General features: G+C 67.5%; 12 protein-coding genes. 4 read left to right on the top strand and 8 right to left on the bottom strand.

The window, feature by feature from the left end; genetic code table 11:
* Window positions 1-182 precede the first annotated feature (182 nt).
* The gene (locus tag ABY42_RS12325; protein WP_050459635.1) at window positions 183-839 is read left to right on the top strand and encodes a glycerophosphodiester phosphodiesterase; all 657 of its coding nucleotides are present in this window, start codon (window positions 183-185) and stop codon (window positions 837-839) included.
* 36 nt (window positions 840-875) lie between these two features.
* Here the strand turns inward: ABY42_RS12325 and ABY42_RS12320 are convergent, their stop codons facing one another.
* The 7 genes from ABY42_RS12320 to ABY42_RS12290 all read right to left on the bottom strand — a co-directional run bounded on the left by ABY42_RS12320 (window position 876) and on the right by ABY42_RS12290 (window position 8,268).
* Entirely contained in the window at window positions 876-1,184 is a 309-nt protein-coding gene (locus tag ABY42_RS12320; RefSeq protein ID WP_050459634.1) for a hypothetical protein, read from the bottom strand.
* A gap of 63 nt (window positions 1,185-1,247) precedes the next feature.
* A complete protein-coding gene (locus tag ABY42_RS12315; RefSeq protein WP_050459633.1) occupies window positions 1,248-1,517 on the bottom strand; it encodes a hypothetical protein in 270 nt (89 codons plus the stop codon).
* Entirely contained in the window at window positions 1,514-3,058 is a 1,545-nt protein-coding gene (locus ABY42_RS12310) for an acyl-CoA carboxylase subunit beta (protein ID WP_004975110.1), read from the bottom strand. The genes ABY42_RS12315 and ABY42_RS12310 overlap by 4 nt, the downstream gene beginning before the upstream one ends.
* 224 nt (window positions 3,059-3,282) lie before the next feature.
* Complete coding sequence (locus tag ABY42_RS12305; protein ID WP_004975112.1) at window positions 3,283-4,701, bottom strand: sodium-dependent transporter; 1,419 nt, start codon at window positions 4,699-4,701, stop codon at window positions 3,283-3,285.
* A 172-nt stretch (window positions 4,702-4,873) separates the two neighbouring features.
* Entirely contained in the window at window positions 4,874-6,211 is a 1,338-nt protein-coding gene (locus tag ABY42_RS12300) for a sodium-dependent transporter (RefSeq protein ID WP_004975113.1), read from the bottom strand.
* Window positions 6,212-6,462: 251 nt separating this feature from the next.
* Window positions 6,463-7,170: an SDR family oxidoreductase gene (locus ABY42_RS12295; protein ID WP_050459632.1), complete on the bottom strand. Its 708-nt coding sequence runs from the start codon at window positions 7,168-7,170 to the stop codon at window positions 6,463-6,465.
* Window positions 7,171-7,302: 132 nt separating this feature from the next.
* Entirely contained in the window at window positions 7,303-8,268 is a 966-nt protein-coding gene (locus tag ABY42_RS12290) for an NADPH:quinone reductase (RefSeq protein ID WP_050459631.1), read from the bottom strand.
* 277 nt (window positions 8,269-8,545) lie between these two features.
* Between ABY42_RS12290 and sucC the strand changes: the two genes are divergently transcribed.
* Both sucC and sucD read left to right on the top strand, forming a co-directional pair.
* The gene (sucC, locus tag ABY42_RS12285) at window positions 8,546-9,691 is read left to right on the top strand and encodes an ADP-forming succinate--CoA ligase subunit beta (RefSeq protein WP_004975119.1); all 1,146 of its coding nucleotides are present in this window, start codon (window positions 8,546-8,548) and stop codon (window positions 9,689-9,691) included.
* Complete coding sequence (gene sucD, locus ABY42_RS12280) at window positions 9,688-10,557, top strand: succinate--CoA ligase subunit alpha (protein WP_004975121.1); 870 nt, start codon at window positions 9,688-9,690, stop codon at window positions 10,555-10,557. Before sucC ends, sucD begins: the two co-directional genes overlap by 4 nt.
* Before the next feature lie 46 nt (window positions 10,558-10,603).
* Here sucD and ABY42_RS12275 read toward each other — a convergent pair whose 3' ends face one another.
* Window positions 10,604-10,897 carry a hypothetical protein gene (locus ABY42_RS12275; RefSeq protein ID WP_004975123.1) on the bottom strand — a complete coding sequence of 98 codons (294 nt, stop codon included), beginning with the start codon at window positions 10,895-10,897 and terminating at the stop codon, window positions 10,604-10,606.
* A 157-nt stretch (window positions 10,898-11,054) separates the two neighbouring features.
* On the opposite strand from ABY42_RS12275, the gene ABY42_RS12270 reads away from it, so the two are divergent.
* Window positions 11,055-13,361, top strand: coding sequence for a methyl-accepting chemotaxis protein (locus ABY42_RS12270; protein ID WP_050459630.1), 2,307 nt, complete (start codon window positions 11,055-11,057; stop codon window positions 13,359-13,361).

Genomic DNA, 13,361 nt, shown 5'->3' with positions numbered 1-13,361 from the left:
TTCTCCAGCCCGCGCGGAGCGGCCGCGCCGGTCCGCGCGCGACGGGCCGCGCGACGCCCGCACGGCTCGGTCCCCAGTAAACGATTCCCGTACGAACTGCTCCCCACCGTTCCCCTCCGCTCACCATCGCTTTCGACCGGTCCGGAGGAAGCGTTTAGTCCGCCCTCCCGCGATGCACCGACATGCGCGTCATCGGTCACCGCGGCTGTCCCGCCCTCGCCCCCGAAAACACGCTCGCCGCCTTCGACGCGGCCGCGGCGCGACTCGACTGCGTCGAACTCGACGTCCGGCGCTGCGGCTCCGGCGAACTCGTCGTCTTCCACGACGAGACGCTCGACCGCCTGACCGGTGCGACCGGCCGCGTCGCCGACACGAGTCTCGTTGACCTGCAAGAACTCACTGTCGGCGACTCCGACGAGTCGATTCCGACGCTCGCCGCGGTGTTCGACGCCCTGCCGGACCGCGTCGCGGTCAACGTCGAACTGAAGGTGGTCGGCCTCGCCGACGACCTCGCCGCCGTCGTCGGCGACGCGGGAAACGAGGTACTCGTCTCGTCGTTCGACGCCGAGGCGCTCCGCGAGGTGCGCGAGACGACCGCGCTCCCGGTCGCCTTCCTCTTCGCGGCCGACTGGACGGAGTCGCTGTCGGTCGCCGCCGACCTCGACTGCGCGGCCGTCCACCCGCACTACGACCTGCTCTCGTCGGCGCGGGTGGACGAGGCGCACGGCCGCGGCTTCGAGGTCAACGCGTGGACGGTTCCCGACCGCGAGGTCGCGCGGCGACTTCGAGAGTACGGTGTGGACGGCGTCATCGTCGACGACCCGAAACTCGCGGAGTGAACTACCGAGCATCGACCGCCGGCTACTGACCGCCGGTTACCGAGACCGAGTCCGAGCGTCGCCGCGGAACGCCTGAAACGCCGTCTGGTCCCGTTTCACACCGAGCGCGAGCGAGAGGAGGGCGGCGACGACGCAGACCCCGACCGCGACAGACGGGAGGACGCTATCGGGAATGTAGCCGTTCGCCATCCCGAGTTCGACGCAGGTCCCGGCGAAGACGGCGGCGAGCGCCGCGGAGACGAAGTCGGGTTCGCCCTCGTCGGCGTAGTGTGCGGCGGACGCGATGGCGGCGAACCCGGCGAGGACGGCGTTGAGAAACAGCCAGACGAGCGCGGTTTGGGCCATATTGGTCCGACTGATGTCGGACGAGAATGTATGCGTTCTGTCGTGAAACTGCAGTCCTCAGACTCAGAACCGGTCGGTGCGGCCCGAGGCGGCCCACGCGTCGGTCGGCGCGCCGGTGGGGACGCGACGGCCACAGCCGGTGACCGATTCGAGGCGACCGGCGTAGCGCCAGCGCCGCTCGTTCCACGTCTCCTCGCCGTCCGCTGCGGCCGCGGCGGCCGCGGCGACCGACTGGTCGTGGAGGTGCGCGCCGACGGCGGCGGCGATGGCCGCGGCCTCCTCGGCGTCGGCGTCGTCCGGAATCGACAGCCCAGACAGCAACTCCCCGCTCATAGCGGGATGTTGCCGTGTTTCTTGTCGGGTTGGGACTTTCGCTTGGAGTTCAGCATCCGGAGGTCCGAGATGAGGCGCTCGCGGGTCTCGCCGGGTTCGATGACGTCGTCGATGAAGCCGCGGTCCGCGGCGGTGTAGGGGTTGGCGAACTCCTCGCGGTACTCCTCGATGAGTTCGTCGCGGCGGGCGTCGGGGTCGTCCGCGGCGTCGAGTTCGTCGCGGTAGAGGATGTTGACCGCGCCCTGCGGGCCCATCACGGCGATTTCGGCGGTCGGCCACGCGTAGTTCACGTCCGCGCCGAGGTGCTTCGAGGCCATGACGTCGTACGCGCCGCCGTAGGCCTTGCGCGTGATGACGGTCATGAGCGGCACCGTCGCCTCGGAGTAGGCGTACAGGAGCTTCGCGCCGTGGCGGATGATGCCGTTGTGTTCCTGGTCCGTGCCGGGCAGGAAGCCGGGCACGTCCACGAAGGTGAGGATGGGGATGTTGAACGAGTCGCAAAAGCGGATGAAGCGCGCGCCCTTCTCGGAGGCCTCGATGTCGAGGGTGCCGGCGTTCACGCGGGGCTGGTTGGCGACGATGCCGACCGAGCGGCCGTCGAGGCGGCCGAAGCCGACGACGATGTTCTTGGCGAAGTCCTCCTGGACGCCGAAGAACGAGCCCTCGTCGAGGACGCCGTCGAGCACGTCGTGGATGTCGTAGGGCTTGCGGGGTTGGTCGGGGACGACCTCGGCGAGGTCGTCGTCGACGCGTTCGGGGTCGTCCCACGGCTCGACGCGCGGCGGGTCTTCGACGTTGTTCTGCGGGAGGTACGAAAGCAGGTGGCGGATGTCGTCGAGCGCCTGCTCTTCGGTGTCGGTGGCGAAGTGGGCGACCCCGCTTGTCGAGGTGTGCGTCGTCGCGCCGCCGAGTTCGTCGAAGGTGACCTCCTCGCCCGTGACCGTCTTGATGACGTCCGGGCCGGTGATGAACATGTGGCTCGTGTCGCGGACCATGAACGTGAAGTCCGTCAGCGCGGGGGAGTACACCGCGCCGCCGGCGCAGGGGCCCATGATGGCCGAAATCTGCGGGATGACGCCGGACGCCTCGGTGTTGCGGCGGAAGATTTCGCCGAAGCCGCCGAGCGACTGGACGCCCTCCTGAATCCGCGCGCCGGCGGAGTCGTTGAGACCGACGACGGGTGCGCCGACCTCCATCGCCTTGTCCATCACCTTGCAGACCTTCTCGGCGAACACCTCGCCGAGCGAGCCGCCGAAGACGGTGAAGTCGTGGGCGAAGACGAAGACGGTCCGGCCGTCGACCTCGCCGTAGCCGGTGATGACGCCGTCGCCGGGCAGTTTCGTCTCCTCCATCCCGAACTTGTGGTTGCGGTGGGTCCGGAACTGGTCGAACTCGCGGAAGGTACCGTCGTCGAGGAAGTAGTCGATGCGCTCGCGGGCGGTCATCTTGCCCTTGTCGTGCTGGGAGGCGATTCGGTCCTCGCCGCCGCCCTTCAGGGCTTCCTCGCGCTTCTCGCGGAGTTCGTCGATCCGGTCTTCCATCGTCATGCCAGACCACCTTCGCTCATTGGAGCAACGGTCCGCAGTCCTCGGTCAAAGGAGTTCCGCAATCCGGCAACCCTTACTTCGACAGTTGTCGAAGAATAGGTGGAACAATCATCATAGTTAGCGACGCGAATACTCCTCGCGGTCGCGTCGGTCGAAAACGGAGAAACGGAGCAGTCGGAGTCGAGTCAGCGCCCCGAACGCGGCCGGGAGAGCCCCACTCAGACGACCGAGTTGGGCTGTCGCAGGCCCAAGAAAGCGGCGGCGGACGCGACGACGGCGACGCCGACGGTCGGCCAGAAGCCGATGGTCGTGTCCACGCCGAAGTGCGTGAGGAGCGTGAAGACGAGGAACAGCGGGAGGACGACGCCGACGGCGAAGAGCCACGGCGTGCCGAGAGACTTCGAGAACTCGCCCGCGCCGGCGGCGAACTCCTCGAGCGCCTCGCGGCCCATGACCCAGCCGACGAACAGGAGGAACGCGGCGAGGCCGGCGGTCAGGAGGACGTTCACGAGCGGGCCGGCGACGAAGCCGAAGATGCCCGGGTTGAACGCGCAGACGGTGCCGGTGACGGCGACGAGCGCGGTCATCCCGGTGACGGCGCGTTTGCGAGAGACGCCGTACTCGTCGACGAGGAACGCGACGGGGATTTCGAGCATGCTGATGGAACTCGACAGCGCCGCGAGCGTCACGACGGCGAAGAACGCGGTGGCGATGAGCGTCCCCGCGGGAAGCTGCGAGAACGCCCCCGCGAGGCCGACGAACAGCGCGCCCGGTCCGGTCCCGGTCTCGGTCGGGTTGACGCCCTGCGAGAACAGGAGCGGGAAGACGACGAGACCCGTGATGACGCCGACGCTCGTGTTGAGGACGGCGATGGCGCTGCCGTCGAAGGGAAGCGAGCGGTCCTCGTCGAGGTACGAGGAGTACGTTATCATCGTGCCCGCGCCGAGCGAGAGCGTAAACAGCGCCTGTCCGGCGGCGGGACCGAGGATAGCGAAGAAGTTCTCGGTGATGACCGAGGGATCGAAGCGGAGGAAGAAGGCGTAACCGGCGGCCGCGTTAGGCTGGGTCGCGGCCCAGGCGGCGAGGCCGGCGAGCAGGACGAGCACGGCGGGCATCATGATTTTCGTGCCGAGTTCGATGCCCTTGCGGACGCCCGCGAAGACGATGAGCGCGGTCAGTCCGAGAAACAGGAGGTGGTAGAGCGCGGCGTCGACGCCGGCGGAGACGCCGCCGAAGTACTGGCCCGGATTCGTGAAGTACGCGGGGCTGCCGCCGACGACCGCGGCCCCGCTTTCGAGGAGATACCGGATGATCCACCCGCCGACGACGCTGTAGAACGAGAGCAGCGAGATGCCGGTGACGACCGAGAACGCGCCGACGACGCCCCACGTTTTCGACCCCGAGAGGTCCCGGAGCGCGCCGACCGGCGACTTCTTCGCCCGGCGACCGATGACGAACTCGCCGAGCAGACCGGGGACGCCGACGAGGAGGACGATACCGAGATACACGACGAGGAACGCGCTGCCGCCGTTTTCGGCGGTCTGCCACGGGAATCGCCAGATGTTCCCGAGGCCGACCGCGCTGCCGACGGCCGCGAGGATGAACCCGAGCCGTGTTGCCCATGTTTCTCGTGTCATTGACACCCATTGCCAGTCCACCGGTAAAAGGGCTTTCGAACCAACGATACGTCATCGGAGAAATTTAACGGTTTTGAGTGGTCTACGCGTGAAAATCGTCGTCGAATAGTCGAGAAAAACGCACCGCTACCGACGATTCCTAGGCGCGATGAAAGCGGGACCGGTCGCCGCCTCAGAGGGGCGGAACGATGGCCGGGCTCTCGCCGAGGAACAGCGTCTGAAGCCCGAGGGCGAGCGTCGCCACGACGGCGACGATAACGAGCGTGCGGACCAGCCAGAGCCACGTCAGGCCGACGCCGTCACCGAGTCCGCTGCCCTTCATCAGCTCGTCGATGGCGGGCGCGCCGTAGACCCACGCCGCGAAGACGAGGATGCCGAGGACCGAAAGCGGGAGCAGCAGTTTGTAGGCGAGCGTGTCGAACCAGCCGAGCCACGCGGTGTCGATTGCCGACGGGACGCCGAGCAGGAAGATGACGCCGCCGAGACCGACGGCCATCTGCGGGCGGGAGACGTCGTAGTTGTCGATGGACCACGAGACGACGACTTCGAGGAGGCTGATCGCAGACGAGAGCGCCGCGATGAGCACGACCACGAAGAAGACGAGGCCGATTATCTGGCCGCCGGGGATGTCGGCGAACGCGCCGGCGACGCTGATGAACACCGCGCCCGCGCCGCTCGTGTTGGGGTCGATTCCCTGGGCGAACAGGAGCGGGAGGACGACGAGACCGGCGAGGATGCCGACGAAACTGTTCAGGAAGACGATGGTGATACCGTCGCCGAACAGGCTCTGGTCGCCGTCGATGTAGGAGGCGTAGGTTATCATCGCGCCCATGCCGAGCGACAGCGAGAAGAACGCCTGCCCGACCGCGAAGGGGACGATGTCGGCGAAGTTCTCCGTGAGCGCGTTGAAGTCGGGCGAGAGGAAGTACGCGTAGCCCGCCGACGCGCCGGGGAGCGTGAAGGCGAAGGCCGCGAGCACGCCGAGGATGACGACGATGCTCGGAACCATCAGTTTCGTCGCCTTCTCGATGCCGTCTTCGATGCCGGCGGCGACGATGCCGACGACGAGCGCCATGAACACGGCGTGGAGCGCGAGCGCGTCCATCCCGGCGGACACCTGGCCGAAGTACTCTGCCGGGGCGGCGAAGTACGCGCCGGTCAGGCTGCCGCCGATGTACCGGAGGACCCAGCCGCCGACGACGCTGTAGTACGACAGAATCCAGAAGCCGGTGAACAGGCCGATAGCGCCGACGACGCGCCATTCCTTGTAGCCGAGTTTCTCGAAGGCGTTGATGGTGTTCAGATTGGTCTTGCGTCCGATGACGAACTCGGCGAGGATGGCCGGGAGGCCGATGCCGAGCGCCGCGATGATGTAGACGATCAGGAAGGAGGCACCGCCGAACTGAGCGGTCTTGAACGGGAACTGCCAGATGTTCCCGAGGCCGACCGCGCTGCCGACGGCCGCGAGGATGAACCCTGCCCTGGTTGCCCACGTTTCACGTTCGGTCATGTCTATCACCCTGTTGCCGATGTGGGTGTGATAAATGACGCGGTATGCCGTCGCATATCGGAGCGAAAATCAACATAATTCTCCAACCAACTATAGTATGTGGCACGTTCGTCCGAATTTAGACCTCGATTAGCCTCATTTTTCTAACGAGTGTCGTGTTCGTGAATCCCTTGCGTACCGCGTAAAAATTCGCGCGCACCACAACGAATGTCATACCCTATCGTGGCGAATGTTGCCACGAAACAGGGGCGTCAGGCCTCGCCGTACACCGGGACGGCCGCGCCGCTCGTCACGGGGGTCGCGTCCGAACAGAGCGCGAGGACGGTCCGGGCGATTTCCTCGGGTTTCACCCACTTCTCGAAGTCGGCGTCGGCCATCATCTCGCGGTTCATCGGCGTGTCGATGACGCTCGGCATGACCGCGTTCGCGCGCACGACGCCGCGGTTCTCCTCGGCGATGGTCTCCGTGAGCAGGCGGACGCCCGCCTTCGACGCCCGGTAGATTCCGTCGCCTTCGCCACCCTCCAGCGACGAGCGGGCCGAGACGCTCACGACTGAGCCCTCGGTCTCCCGGAGGTGCGGAATCGCGTGTTTCGACGCGAGGAACATCGTCTTGAGGTTCACGTCGAACAGGAAGTCGAACGTGTCCGCCTCCGTCTCGTCGACGGGCGTCCCGCCGCGCCACGTCCCGGCGATGTTGGCGAGGTGGTCGAGGCGGCCGAAGTCGGAGGCGACCGCGTCGACGACGCGCGCCACGTCGTCCTCGTCGGTGAAGTCACCCTCGTAGAATCTGACACCCTCGGACTCGAAAAAGCCGTCCTCGTCGTCGGGTTCGACCACGTCCGCGGCCGCGACCGACGCGCCCGCCTCGTGGAACGCGCGAGCGATTGCGCCGCCGAGCGCGCCGCTCGCGCCGGTCACGAGAGCCACGGTTCCGTCGAAATCGAATGTCACGTCCATGTCCGTGCGGTACGTGCGCACGGGACATAATTCGGTCGCGGCTGTGTGCCCGTCGGCGACCGGCCGCGTCGTCACCCTTCCGTGTCGGTGACCGCCTGCCCGGATTGCCGCGGGCACGACGAGGCGGTCCGGTCAGGGCGTGATGACCAGTTTTCCGAGGAAGCTGTCTTCCATGACCGCGCGGTGGGCCTCGGCGGCCTCGTCGAGGTCGTAGGTCCGCGCCACGTCGATTTCGAACTCGCCCGCGCCCATCTGGCCGGCGAGCTCGCGCAGGGGAGCCGACAGGTCGGGCGTGTTGAACATGCTCATCATCGTGAGCGAGAGGTCCTTGCCGCGGGCCGACGACGACAGGTCGAAGCCGACTTCCGGGTCGTTCTCGCCGATGCCGACGACGCGACCGCCGCGGGCGGCCACGTCGGCGTCGAACTGGAGGTAGTCGTCGAGTCGGTGGTCGAGCGTCAGGTCTACTCCGTCGCCCGTCGCGGCGTCCACGACGGCGTCGGCGAGGTCGTCGCGGGCGTAGTCGAGAACCACGTCCGCGCCGAGTTCGGCCACGCGGTCGTGGTAGTCGGGCGCGGCGGTGGCGACGACGCGAGCGCCGGACGCGGCGGCGAGCTGGACCGCGGCGTGACCGACGCCGCCGGAGCCGCCGTGAATCAGGACGGTGTCGCCGAGTTGCATCCCGCCGTGGTCGACGAGGGCGCGCCACGCCGTGACGCCGGCGACGCCCGCGCCGCCAGCCGCGACGAGGTCCACGTCGTCCGAGAGGACCGCGAGCCGGTCGGTCGGGACGGCCGCGAACTCGGCGTAGCCGCCGTAGTGGTCCTTGCCGATGCCGGTGCCGACGACGTGGTCGCCCTCCGCGAATCCGGTGACGTCGGGGCCGACCGCCGCGACCGTTCCGGCCACGTCGACGCCGGGAATCATCGGCATCGCGAAGGGCTGGTACGAGCCCTCGCGGAAGTACGTGTCGACGGGGTTGACGCCCGCGGCCGCGACTTCGACGAGGACCTCGCCCGCCGCCGGGTCGGCCGTGTCGATGTCGTCTACCTGAAGCACGTCGCGTCCGCCGTGGTCGTGGAATCTGACAGCGCGCATGCCGAACGATGGGGTCGGACGGGTGATAAATTCGGACGACTCGGGGCGAATCGCGGCGACACCGACGGCGGCTTGCTCGGCGCGTTCGACCTCCGAGATTCGTACGTGCAGGCGTACGTCTGCGTATCCTGTAGACTTATCCGATTTTATTCCGGATAAATTATGAATTCCGAGGTTAATTCGGTTATGAGTGAGCCTCTCCGGCGATTTCCACCTGTCGGCTCTGAACGGAGATGAATGGGATTTAAGCGCGTGCCTTTCCCTCCCACGCATGGTAATGAAGCTTCACGAATACCAGGCGAAGGATATCTTCGCAGAGGCTGGGATTCCGGTGCCAGAGTCCCGTCTCGCGTCGTCGGTAGAGGAGGTCATGGAGGCGGTCGAGGAGATCGGATACCCCGCCGCCATCAAGGCGCAGGTACACGTCGGTGGGCGTGGCAAGGCCGGTGGCATCAAAATCGCCATGGACGAAGACGAAGCTCGACAGGCCGCGGAGGACATCCTCGGGATGGACCTCAAGGGCTACACGGTCGACCGGGTGCTCGTCGAGGCCGGCGTCGACTTCGAAAACGAACTGTACGTCGGTATCACGATGGACCGCAGCGAGGGCAAGCCCGTCGCGATGGTCTCGACGGAGGGCGGCGTCAACATCGAGGAAGTCGCGGAGGAGACCCCCGAAGCCATCGCCCGCGAGCACATCGACCCCGCGTTCGGCCTGCACCCCTACCAGGCCCGCAAGGTCGTCTTCGAGGCGGGCATCCCCCGCGACGTGGCCTTCGACGTGGCCTCGTTCCTCACGACGCTGTACGACCTCTACGAGTCGAACGACGCCTCGGACATCGAAATCAACCCCGTCATGATTACGTCCGACCGCGACATCGTCGCCGCGGACGCCGTCATGAACATCGACGACGACGCCCTGTTCCGTCACGACGACCTCGCGGCGATGGAAGAGGACGCCTACGAGAACGACCTCGAGGCCAAGGCCGGCGAGTACGGCTTCGACTACGTCCGTCTCTCGGGTAACGTCGGCATCATCGGCAACGGCGCCGGTCTCGTCATGACGACGCTCGACCTCGTGGACTACTTCGGCGGCGAGCCCGCCAACTTCCTCGACATCGGCGGCGGCGCGAAGGCCGAGCGCGTGGCGAACGCGCTGGACATGGTCTTCTCCGACGAGAACGTCGACTCCGTCGTGTTCAACATCTTCGGCGGCATCACCCGCGGCGACGAGGTCGCCAAGGGTATCAACGAGGCGCTGGAGAGCTTCGACGAGATTCCCAAGCCGGTCGTCGTCCGCCTCGCGGGCACGAACGCCGAGGAGGGCATGGAGATTCTGAACACGGACCTCGTACAGGTCGAGGGGACGCTGGAGGACGCCGTCCAGCGTGCCGTCAAGAACGCACAGGAGGTGTCCCAATGAGCATTTTCGTCGACGACGACACGCGAGTGGTTGTACAGGGTATCACGGGTGGCGAAGGCAAGTTCCACACCCGCCAGATGATTGAGTACGGCACGAACGTCGTCGCCGGGACCTCCCCCGGGAAGGGCGGTCAGGACGTCGACGGCATCCCCGTCTACGACACCGTCGAAGAGGCCGTCGACGAGGAAGACGCCAACGCCTCCGTCGTGTTCGTCCCGCCGGCGTTCGCCGGCGACGCCATCTTCGAGGCGCTCGACACGGACCTCGACCTCGTCGTCGCCATCACCGAGGGCGTCCCGACGCAGGACATGGCCAAGGTCAACAAGCGCCTGTCGGAGACCGACACGCGCCTCATCGGCCCCAACTGCCCGGGCATCATCACGCCCGGCGAGGCCAAACTCGGCATCCTCCCCGGCAACATCTTCGAGGAGGGTAACGTCGGTCTCGTCTCCCGCTCCGGTACGCTCACGTACCAGGTCGTCTCGAACCTGACCGAGCGCGGCATCGGCCAGACCACCGCCATCGGCATCGGCGGCGACCCCATCATCGGCACGTCGTTCGTCGACGCCCTCGAGGCGTTCGAGAACGACCCCGACACCCACGCCGTCGTCATGTGCGGCGAAATCGGCGGCGAGGACGAAGAGCAGGCCGCGAAGTACATCGCGGAGAACATGGACACGCCGGTCGCCGGCTTCATCGCGGGCCGCACGGCACCGCCGGGCAAGCGTATGGGTCACGCCGGCGCTATCGTCTCCGGTTCGGGCACGGGCACCGCGGAGTCCAAGATTTCCGCCCTCAACGACGCGGGCGTCCCCGTCGGCGACACGCCCAACGAGGTCGCCGACCACATCGAAGACTTCCTCTAAGCCCGCTCGAACGCGGTTTTCGACTCGCTTCGGTTCTTTTTCCCACCTATCGCAACGTCGCGCCGCACAGCCCACAGCGTCCGCCGTCGGCCGCGTTCGGCACGCCGCACTCCCGGCAGACCGCCGTTCGCCGGCGCGATTTCTCCCGTGCGGACCGCAGGAACGTCGTCGGGTCGACCGCCGTCCCGGTCGGCCCGCCGCCCTCGTCGACTCTGTCGAGGACGCGCTCGACGAGGTCGTCCTCGCGCATGGCGTCGAGCAGTCTGACGAACCCGACGAACAGGAGCGACGGCGCGACGATACAGAAGCCCGCCACGAGCAGGCGGAACTCGGTTTCCATGTGGCTTGCTAGCGTTCGACAGACGTATGGTTGACGCTCGTGTCGCCCGCGGGAACTCGCGCGCGTCGGCGGTTCGTAGGCCGTCGCCGCCGACTATATTATCTAGATTGATACTCAGGTGCGCGGATTTATGCACCGCATTCCGGTCGGTACGGTAATGGCCGAGAATCTCGTTTTGGAGGCCGAATCACGGCTTCCTGATGCGATTACGGAGAGCTACACGCGGCGGCTGGTCGCCGCGATGCTGCTCGTTTCAGTCCTCGTCGCCGGCGTCGGAGTCGTCCAGTATCAACAGACGGCATCCACGATAGACGAGGACGCCCGCGCCGACCTCCTCACCGAGGCCGAACGCGAGGCCCTGCAGGTGAACACGTGGTTCGACGAGCGGAGCCGCCTCGCGACCATCGTCGCCGACGACCCCTCCGCCGGGAGCACCCTCGACGGGCGGTCCTCGGCGACCCTGACGGCCGCCAAAGAGGACATGCCCGCCGACGTGGCCGCGCTCCACTTCGTCGACATCGAGACGACGACCGTCCTCGGCTCGTCCGAGGAGGGCGCGGTCGGGACGACGCTGTTCGAAAGCGGGTCGCTTCCGCTCCCCGCGAGCGCCGACCTCTCGGACGACGGCGTCGAGCGGACCACCGTCTACGTCGAAGACGGCGTCGCCTACATGGGCTTCGTCGCGCCGCTTCCGTCCATCGAGCCCCGCGCAATCGTCCTCGTCGCCGAGGCGTCCTCGCTCGGGGCCGCGCTCGACGGCAACCACATCGACGGCGGCTTCACCCAACTCGTCACGACCGACGGACGCGTCCTCTACGACGGCGGCGGCGGCCAGTCGAACGTCGCCTACCCCGCCGCCGAGGCGTCCGAACTCGACGCCGCCTTCGCCGGCGAGACGGGCGTCAGCCGCCTCGCTCCCGTCGAGGGCTTCGTCTCCTCGCCACACGTCGTCGCGCACGTCCCCGTCTCCGGCGGCGTGCTCCTCCTGCACGCGCCGGCCAGCAGCGTCTTCGCGCTCTCCCGGAGCGTCGGCCTCCAGATTGCGACGCTCCTCGCGCTTTCGATGCTCGGCTTCGTCGCCTTCGCGCTCATCGTCCGCGGGAACACCGCGCTCCCGCTCGTGGACCTCGCGTCGACCGTCTCCGCGCTCCGCGACGGCGACCTCGACGTGGAACTCGAAACCGACCGGCGAGACGAGTTCGGGCAGGTCGTCCGCGGCGTCGACAACCTCCGCGACGACCTCCGCGACCAGCGGGCCGACGCCCGCGCCTACAGCGAGGCGATGACCCGCGCGGCCGACGGCGACCTCCGCGTCCGCCTCCCGACCGACTCCGAGAGCCGCGATATGGCGACGGTCGCCGCCGCGTACAACGAGATGATGGACGACATCGAACAGACCGTCGGCACGGTCAAGACCTTCGGCGAGGACGTGGCGACGCTCGCCGACCGCGTGGCCGACCGCGCCGACGACGTGTCCGCCGCGAGCGAGGAGGTGTCCGCGTCGGTCCAGCAGATTTCCGAGGGAGCGAGCGAGCAGACCGACAGCCTCGTCGCCGCCGCCGACGAGATAAACGACCTCTCCGCGTCCATCCAGCAGATAGCGTCGTCGGCCGACGAACTCGTCCGGCTCACCGAGGAGGCCGAGGCGCGCTCGCTCGACGGCCAGACCGCCGCCACCGACGCCCTCGACGACATCGACGCCGTGCGCGCCGAGACGGAGGCGACCGTCGACGAGGTCCGCGAACTCGACGACCGCCTCGCCCGAATCGAGGACATCGTCGAGGTCATCACCGACATCGCGGAACAGACCGATATCCTCGCGCTCAACGCGAACATCGAGGCCGCCCGCGCGGGCGAGGCCGGCGAGGGCTTCGCCGTCGTCTCCAACGAGGTCAAACAGCTCGCACAGGAGACCAAGTCCTCGGCGGGCGACATCGAGTCGCTCGTCGCCGAAATCGAGACCCAGCGCGACGCCGTCGTCTCCCGCATCGAACGCATGCGGGCGCAGGTCGAAGAGAGCGCGACCTCGGTCGACGAGGCGCTTTCGTCTTTCGACGGTATCGTCGAGCGCGTCGAGGAGACGACCGCGAGCGTCCACGAGATTTCGGACGCGACGGGCAGTCAGGCCGACTCTTCCCAGGAGGTGCTGTCGATGACCGACGAAATCGCGGGCATCTCCGAGGAGACCGCCGCCGAGGCCGAGAACGTCTCCGCGACCGCGGAAGAACAGAGCGCCGCGCTCGTCGACGTCAACGGGGACGTGCGCGAGCTCTCGTCGCACGTGAGCCACCTCGACGACCTCCTCGACGCCTTCGAGGTCGACGACGGGGGCGAGGTCTCGGCGACCATCGACGACGTGCTCGGCGACGCGGCCGCCGGGTCCGGCGCGAGCACCGACCCGACCCAGTCGCGCGCTGAATCCACCCCCCAACCCGAGCGAGAACCCTCGCCCGCGGACGACTGA

The organism is Haloferax gibbonsii (assembly GCF_001190965.1).
Taxonomy (GTDB): domain Archaea; phylum Halobacteriota; class Halobacteria; order Halobacteriales; family Haloferacaceae; genus Haloferax; species Haloferax gibbonsii.
The sequence above is the reverse complement of the archived record's forward strand: the minus strand, read 5'-3'. Positions and strand labels throughout refer to the sequence as shown.

Coding starts and splice junctions, on each gene's coding strand:
- ABY42_RS12290 (WP_050459631.1), bottom strand. CDS start 8,268: ATGCGCGCTGTCAGATTCCACGACCACGGCGGACGCGACGTGCTTCAG.
- ABY42_RS12325 (WP_050459635.1), top strand. CDS start 183: ATGCGCGTCATCGGTCACCGCGGCTGTCCCGCCCTCGCCCCCGAAAAC.
- ABY42_RS12310 (WP_004975110.1), bottom strand. CDS start 3,058: ATGGAAGACCGGATCGACGAACTCCGCGAGAAGCGCGAGGAAGCCCTG.
- ABY42_RS12320 (WP_050459634.1), bottom strand. CDS start 1,184: ATGGCCCAAACCGCGCTCGTCTGGCTGTTTCTCAACGCCGTCCTCGCC.
- ABY42_RS12315 (WP_050459633.1), bottom strand. CDS start 1,517: ATGAGCGGGGAGTTGCTGTCTGGGCTGTCGATTCCGGACGACGCCGAC.
- sucD (WP_004975121.1), top strand. CDS start 9,688: ATGAGCATTTTCGTCGACGACGACACGCGAGTGGTTGTACAGGGTATC.
- sucC (WP_004975119.1), top strand. CDS start 8,546: ATGAAGCTTCACGAATACCAGGCGAAGGATATCTTCGCAGAGGCTGGG.
- ABY42_RS12300 (WP_004975113.1), bottom strand. CDS start 6,211: ATGACCGAACGTGAAACGTGGGCAACCAGGGCAGGGTTCATCCTCGCG.
- ABY42_RS12275 (WP_004975123.1), bottom strand. CDS start 10,897: ATGGAAACCGAGTTCCGCCTGCTCGTGGCGGGCTTCTGTATCGTCGCG.
- ABY42_RS12305 (WP_004975112.1), bottom strand. CDS start 4,701: ATGACACGAGAAACATGGGCAACACGGCTCGGGTTCATCCTCGCGGCC.
- ABY42_RS12270 (WP_050459630.1), top strand. CDS start 11,055: ATGGCCGAGAATCTCGTTTTGGAGGCCGAATCACGGCTTCCTGATGCG.
- ABY42_RS12295 (WP_050459632.1), bottom strand. CDS start 7,170: ATGGACGTGACATTCGATTTCGACGGAACCGTGGCTCTCGTGACCGGC.